We start from the raw sequence: 6642 nt of genomic DNA on the forward strand, positions 1-6642 counted from the left end.
CCCTATGTCTGAAAGCAACTTCGATGCACTCCTCGTCTTGTCCTTCGGTGGCCCCGAGGGAGAAGACGAGGTCATTCCATTTCTGGAGAATGTCACCCGCGGACGCGGTATTCCGCGCGAACGCCTCGCTGAGGTCGGCGAGCACTACTTCAATTTCGGTGGTGTGAGCCCGATCAACGGTCAGAACCGCGAGATCATCGCCAATGTCGAGGCGGAGATCGCCGCGCGCGGCGAAACGCTGCCGGTCTACTTCGGCAACCGCAACTGGCACCCGTACGCCGCCGACGCCGCCGACCAGATTGCGGCCGACGGCCACAAGAATGTCGCTGTTTTCGCCACCTCCGCATGGGGCGGGTACTCGGCGTGCCGCCAGTACGACGAGGACATTGTGAAGCTGCGCGAGGCGCACCCGGAGCTCGAGTTCACGAAGCTCTGGCAGTTCTACGGCCACCCGACTTTTGTGAAGCTCATGGCGGATCATGTCCGCACGGCGTGGGAGGCAGCGGACCAGAAGTCCACCCGCGTTTTGTTCGCCGCGCACTCGGTGCCGAATGCGGCCGACGACGCATCTGGCGGTCCGACCGACCAGAATCTGTACTCCCGTCAGGTCGCGGAGGCCGCGCGCCTGATCGCGCTTGAGGCTGGCGTCCCCGATTACGAGGTCGTCTGGCAGTCCCGCTCCGGCGACCCGCGCACCCCGTGGCTTGAGCCGGATGTCGTGGACCGCACCGAGGAGATCGACGACGCGAATGAGGGCGTCAAGCACATCATCTGCGTCCCGGTCGGTTTCATCACGGACCACATGGAGGTCATCTGGGACCTCGACACCGAGCTCAAGGAAGCGTGCGAAGAGCGCGGCATCACCCTGACCCGCACGCCGACGGTGGGCTTGGAGCGGACCTTCGCGAAGCTCGTCCTCGATCTCGTCGACCACACGGCCGCAGGCACAAAGCCAGAAAGCTTATCGACGATCACGGTCCAGGGCTGCACCCTCAACGGTGCCCCGTGCAAGGAAGGCTGCTGCGCGCCCCGGCGCCCGAAGCCGGTCGCGTCTTAAGCTTCAGCGTTGGTACTCCAGTACCGCATCGGCCACTCCAGCCATGCGTGCGGTACGGATGTGCCGCCAGAGGCTGAAGAGCTGGGGATCGAAGCTGTGGTCGTTCAACCTGTCGACCACAGTCTCAATGACCGCCGCCACCGCGTCCGCCCGCGCGAAGAGTTTCGCGGCACGCGGTGGCGTTCGCATGGGCAAACCGGGCGTGTCGTAGAAATCAGAGAGCGTCCCCACCGTCAGGCGCGGGTCGGGCAACTCCTCGCGCGTGCCGCCCGCGGCCTCAATCAGTAGCGAGGCCTCATTAGTCGCGCGCGATAGCAGCGCATCGGCCTCGCCGGGGGAGAGCCACGCTGGCTCCGGAAGGGGGCCGTCTTCCTCGAACCACCGCCATAAGACCCCGGCGCTTTCACCGCGAACCCCCAGCTCGGAAGAGCTATCAGGCACCAAAACATGGGACACGCCACCGTTGCCGCGGAGCACGATCGCGCTGCCGCCGCTGAGTTCGGTGGCGGCCAATGCTGCTGCTGAACCCGCGGGCAGTTCCGGAGGTTGGCCGGGGCCAGACAAAATGAGGCGGACGGCGGGGCCGGGGGAGGTGAGGTCGGTGGAGGAGCGGACGTCGTGAAGCAAATGCGCGAGCGGTTCGCCCTGGTAGCTGTTCCGGCCGTGCAATTCCGTCATGGCGCCGACGAGTGCGTCGGAGGGCTCGTGCCCGTAGAGCCATGCCGCGAGCCAGACGGCGGTGTTCTGCAGGGGAGAATAGACTTCGGCGCGCGTACTCACGGTGGCGAAGTATACGGGATACACTCTGGCCCACTATGAGCGGATTCAACAGCCACGCAGACCCGTACGGCGGCGATATTTTCGCCGGTCACGCCCGCAAGCGACCGAAGGTGTACCCGCAGGTGGAAGCAACCGGCGATGTGGTGGCGGAGGTGTTCGGCGACGACTTCGTGGGGCTCGTTGTCGGCGTGGAGCGCACCTATGACGGTGAGTTTGTCCGGCTCGAGGATCGCTACGGCACGCAAAGACTGTTCAAGATGCTGCCTGGCGCGTTCCTGGTGGAGGGGGAGAGGGTGACCTTGACGCGGCCCGTCGTCAAGCGGAAGCCGCAACGCTCGAATTCGGGGTCCCGGCGCGTGGAGAATGTCCAGGCGAAAGTGGCGATGCCGTCGCGGATTTGGGTCGAGGGCGTGCACGACGCCGCGATCGTGGAGAAGGTGTGGGGGCACGATCTGCGCGTCGAGGGCGTCGTCGTCGAGTTCCTGGAAGGCTTGGACAATCTGCCGGAGCGGCTCGCCGAGTTTCAGCCGGGGCCCGGACGCCGCATCGGGGTGCTCGCTGACCACCTCATTGCCGGGTCGAAAGAGTCGCGGCTCGTGGCGGATGTCGGCCCGCATGTGCTGGTCACCGGGCACCCGTACGTGGATATCTGGGCGGCGGTCAAGCCCGAGCGCTTGGGGTTGCGCGCCTGGCCGGACGTGCCGAAGGGCGAGGACTGGAAGACTGGCATCTGCCGCCGCGTCGGCTGGTCGGATCCGCGCGAGGGGTGGAATCGCGTGTATGGCGCGGTCGAGACGTTCCGCGACCTCGACCACACGCTCATTGGCGCGGTCGAGCGACTCGTCGATTTCGTGACAACGCCGGAGTTGCCAAAAGAAAGCTTTTGAGTGGCTTATCGACGCCCGAAAATGCGTTAACCTGATCGTGTGGGAACAGTTATTTGGCTCATTGGCACGCTCGTACTCGCCCTCCTCGAATTAGCGGCTGGCGAGTTCACATTTCTCATGCTCGCCGGGGGTGCACTGGCGACAGCCGGCGCAAGCCTGTTCGGCATTCCGCTGTGGGCGGAGATCGTCATCTTCGGACTCGCGTCCGGTGCCCTCATCCTGTTCCTTCGCCCATGGCTGCACCGCCGCTTCAAAAAACCGGCAGCCCTGGACACGTCCCCGAAGGCTCTCGTCGGCGCCAAGGCAGAGGTGCTCGAGGAGATCAACCGGTATGGTGGCCAGGTCCGCCTCGACGGGTCAATTTGGTCGGCCCGCGCTATCGACCCCGCTTTCACCATCCCCGCCGGTGAGCACGTCACCGTCGCTGATATTGACGGCCCGACCGCCGTCGTCCGGAAGGAGTGATCATGACACCAACGCTTGTTCTGCTACTCGTCTTATTCATTTTCATTGTCATCGTCGTTTTCCGCGCCATCGCGCTGATCCCGCAGGGTGAGGCCGCGGTCATCGAACGACTCGGCCGCTACACCCGCACCGTTTCGGGCGGCATCACTTTGCTGGTGCCGTTCATCGACCGAGTGCGCGAGCGCGTGGACACCCGTGAGCGCGTCGTGTCCTTCCCGCCGCAGGCTGTGATCACCCAGGACAACCTGACCGTGGCCATTGACACGGTGGTGACCTTCCAGGTCAACGACCCTGCGCGCGCCATCTACGGCGTGGACAACTACATCGTCGGTGTGGAGCAGATCTCCACCGCGACGCTGCGCGATGTCGTCGGTGGCATGACCCTCGAGGAAACTCTGACCTCCCGTGAGACCATTAACCGCCGCCTGCGCGGCGAGCTCGACGCCGCCACCGCCAAGTGGGGCCTGCGCATTAGCCGAGTGGAGCTCAAGGCGATTGATCCGCCGCCGTCCATCCAGCAGTCCATGGAGATGCAGATGAAGGCGGACCGCGAGAAGCGCGCCATGATTCTCACCGCTGAGGGCCGCCGAGAGTCCGACATCAAGACCGCCGAGGGTGAGAAGCAGTCGCGCATCCTGTCCGCTGAGGGTGAGAAGCACGCAGCCATCCTCGCCGCGGAAGCTGAGCGTCAGGCGACCATTCTTCGCGCTGAAGGTGAGCGCGCCGCGAAATTCCTCGAAGCACAGGGTGAAGCACGCGCGATCCAGAAGGTCAACGCCGCCATCAAGTCCTCCGGCGTCACGCCGGAGCTGCTCGCCTTCCAGTACATGGAGAAGCTGCCGAAGATCGCCGAGGGCAACGGTTCCACCATGTGGATGATCCCGTCGCAGTTCGGCGATTCGCTGGAGGAATTCGCCAAGGCCTTCGCCAAGAAGGACGACGACGGTGTCTTCCGCTACGAGCCCGGCCAGATCGACCCGGAGGCGAAGGAGATCGCCACCCAGGAAGACACGGACGCGTGGTTCGAGACGGCCTCCGACCCGGAGATCGCGAAGGCTGTCGCCGAGGCGCGCGCCGTGGCGAACAAGCCGGTCGGGTCCAGCCTCGACGACGCGACGGGAGCCAGCGCATCCAAGGGCTCCACGTCCACGTCGATTTCAACGAGCGTGAAGGCCGGCGCCGAGCCCGACGAGTCCCCGTCGCGCCCTGAACTCGACATGCCGCAGCCGACGCAGCAGCCTGCGCAATACGAGCCGCCGCAGTATGAGCCGCAGCAGTTCCCGATGCAGCAGGCGCAGCCCCCGCAGATGCCTAACCAGTATCCCCAGCAGCCCTAGACATCAAATTGACGGCGAGCTGCCAGCCCGCCTGCTCGGCCTGCCACCCGGCAGCCTGCAGGCGCTGGCTCATCGCCTGTTTAGAGATGCCGAGCTCGGCCGCCGCCTCATTCTGATTCAGCCCGGAACGCACCAGCGAGGTCGCCTCACGGCCCTCGACGGTGCGTTTCGCCAGCACATGACCGAGCAACGCGAACGCAGACGCAATGTCCGCAGCGTCCGTTCGGGGCTCAGGCTTATCGACGACCACTCCTACCGACCCTGCCTTATTTCCCGCCCCATCTGTTGCGGCGTAGATGGCGGGGCCTTTTTCTGTGATGCCGATACCGATGGCCCAATTCCCGTCGGACAAGAGCGCCATGACGAGCATGCAGGCGGCTTCAGCATCGTCGACGTGGGCGCGAATGTCCTCGACACCGACGACATCGAAACGGCCCACTCCGTCGAGGGTCGAGAGAGCCTCGGCGGAGCGTTTGACGAGTTCGGCGCGCCGCGCATCGCGGCCACGGTAGCGGGCATGGACAGCAATCATGGGGGATAGTCTAGACCCTTGACCAGCGGTCCACGGTGGAGGCTTGACGGGTGGGCGTGGTCGCGTCGAAAAGCAATCCTGCAATGCCGATCACCGCGAGCACTGCCATGATGGCCACGAAAATCGGATCAGGATCGTCGGTGAGCGTCTGCCCGAACATGGTGACCAGGATTGTTCCCGGCGCCGACCCCACGAGTGTGGCCACAGCGAACGGCAGTACCGGAACACGTGTGAGCGCCGCCGCGTAGTTCATGATCGAGAAGGGAATGCCCGCGATCATCCGCAAACTCGTGACGGCCAGCCAGCCGCGTTCTTCGAGCCTCTGATTGATCCGCTGCACCGCCGGATGCGTCAACCGCGGCTCCACCCAGTCACGCAGCAAGAAGCGCACCAGCAGCAGCGAGATCACCGCCGAGACCGTCGTCGCCGTCAGCGCCAGTGCGATGCCTTTCACCGCGCCGAACAGTACTCCCGCCGACACAGTGAGGAGCGTGCGGGGAATCGGGAACTGAGTGATCACCACATACGCCAGCCAGAACACCACGGGGAACCACGCGCCGGTCTGCTCGGACCAGGACCGGAGTTGGGCGAGGGAGGGGACGTCGATAAGCATCCATGCCGCGATGAAAAGCACGGCCGCAACGAGCACGACAACCTGGCGAAGTTTCACCTCACAATCTTCACCCGCGAGTACCCTGGGGCCAAACCGGAAGAGGTACGTAGATGATCCACAACGACCCGACCGCCTTACCTATATTTCTGTTCATCGTGAGTCTCGCTGCCTCTGCGGTAGCTACCACCGGCGGTGATTCCGCCACAGCAGTGGCTGCATTGTGTGCCCTCGCTGCTGTAGCGGGAGTGTTGGCATGTGTGCTGACCGCCCGCACCCGCGCTGCCCGCGGAATCGCCGCATCGTTGATCCTCCTACTCGGCATCGCGGCAGCTGCGGCGTTCAGTTCGTGGCGGCCTGTCGGCGCGGACATGTTCTTCTTTGCGACGATGTTTCCCGCGTTCGCGACGGCTGCGCCCATGTTCACCGCGTGCTGCGCGTGCGTGCTCGCCGCCGGTATGGAAACGCGAAAGGTCTTCCTGGCGCTGTGCGCCGCCATCGCTGTTATGGTTCTGCCGCGCTTCGTGGTTCTGCTTTTCGGTGGTCTCAGTCTCCTCGCTGGCTCTGAATGGTTGGCCTTCGTCGCAAGTGCCTGGTTCGCGCCGGCCGTGAGTGTCGCTGTGACTGCGGCGATCTTCAGCCTCTTCGCCTACGTCGCGAAGAATTACGAGCTTGTTCCCGGCGGCGGAGGTGGAGTGTCAGGCGGAAGTATCTCTCCTGACTGGGGCACCTTCTAACAGCGAAAACACCCGCTTCCGTTTCCGAAAGGGGTGTTCTGGTGGTGTGATGTTCACGATGGCAGCTCAGGTCAGTCAAGGTCTGGCGGGATGCTTGGCAGCGTTTCGTAGGGAGTGTCAGGAAGTTTGTGTGTGAGGCTCTGATCTAGAAGGAGTTTCACCGATAATGACTACGGTGTCACCGAAGAAAGGCCATGACCCGGCGAGGGTCAACGAGATCAGCGAGAAGCTGATGGA

Annotated in this window: 8 protein-coding genes; 5 read left to right on the forward strand and 3 right to left on the reverse strand. The window is 64.3% G+C overall.

Translation table 11 applies throughout. The features are described from left to right. Window positions 1-4 precede the first annotated feature (4 nt). Complete coding sequence (locus ACUY2Y_RS10965; RefSeq protein WP_448326448.1) at window positions 5-1057, forward strand: ferrochelatase; 1053 nt, start codon at window positions 5-7, stop codon at window positions 1055-1057. A gap of 3 nt (window positions 1058-1060) precedes the next feature. Here the strand turns inward: ACUY2Y_RS10965 and ACUY2Y_RS10970 are convergent, their stop codons facing one another. After that, window positions 1061-1837 (reverse strand): hypothetical protein, encoded by a 777-nt coding sequence (locus tag ACUY2Y_RS10970; RefSeq protein ID WP_448326450.1) that lies wholly within the window; start codon window positions 1835-1837, stop codon window positions 1061-1063. Window positions 1838-1872: 35 nt separating this feature from the next. On the opposite strand from ACUY2Y_RS10970, the gene ACUY2Y_RS10975 reads away from it, so the two are divergent. The 3 genes from ACUY2Y_RS10975 to ACUY2Y_RS10985 are packed head-to-tail and all read left to right on the forward strand — an operon-like array spanning window position 1873 to window position 4526. After that, window positions 1873-2724, forward strand: a complete 852-nt coding sequence (locus ACUY2Y_RS10975) for a DUF3097 domain-containing protein (RefSeq protein WP_448326452.1) — start codon at window positions 1873-1875, stop codon at window positions 2722-2724. Window positions 2725-2763: 39 nt separating this feature from the next. Further along, a complete protein-coding gene (locus ACUY2Y_RS10980; protein WP_448326454.1) occupies window positions 2764-3189 on the forward strand; it encodes an NfeD family protein in 426 nt (141 codons plus the stop codon). Window positions 3190-3191: 2 nt separating this feature from the next. Beyond that, the gene (locus tag ACUY2Y_RS10985) at window positions 3192-4526 is read left to right on the forward strand and encodes an SPFH domain-containing protein (protein ID WP_448326456.1); all 1335 of its coding nucleotides are present in this window, start codon (window positions 3192-3194) and stop codon (window positions 4524-4526) included. Here the strand turns inward: ACUY2Y_RS10985 and ACUY2Y_RS10990 are convergent. Both ACUY2Y_RS10990 and ACUY2Y_RS10995 read right to left on the reverse strand, forming a co-directional pair. Beyond that, a complete protein-coding gene (locus tag ACUY2Y_RS10990; protein WP_448326458.1) occupies window positions 4501-5058 on the reverse strand; it encodes a MarR family transcriptional regulator in 558 nt (185 codons plus the stop codon). The two genes, ACUY2Y_RS10985 and ACUY2Y_RS10990, sit on opposite strands and share 26 nt — an antisense overlap. 10 nt (window positions 5059-5068) lie before the next feature. Then, entirely contained in the window at window positions 5069-5671 is a 603-nt protein-coding gene (locus tag ACUY2Y_RS10995) for a TVP38/TMEM64 family protein (RefSeq protein ID WP_448326464.1), read from the reverse strand. A gap of 110 nt (window positions 5672-5781) precedes the next feature. Between ACUY2Y_RS10995 and ACUY2Y_RS11000 the strand changes: the two genes are divergently transcribed. Then, window positions 5782-6405: a hypothetical protein gene (locus ACUY2Y_RS11000; RefSeq protein WP_448326459.1), complete on the forward strand. Its 624-nt coding sequence runs from the start codon at window positions 5782-5784 to the stop codon at window positions 6403-6405. The last annotated feature ends 237 nt before the right edge of the window (window positions 6406-6642 follow it).

This window comes from Corynebacterium sp. 20-84 (genome assembly GCF_053479455.1).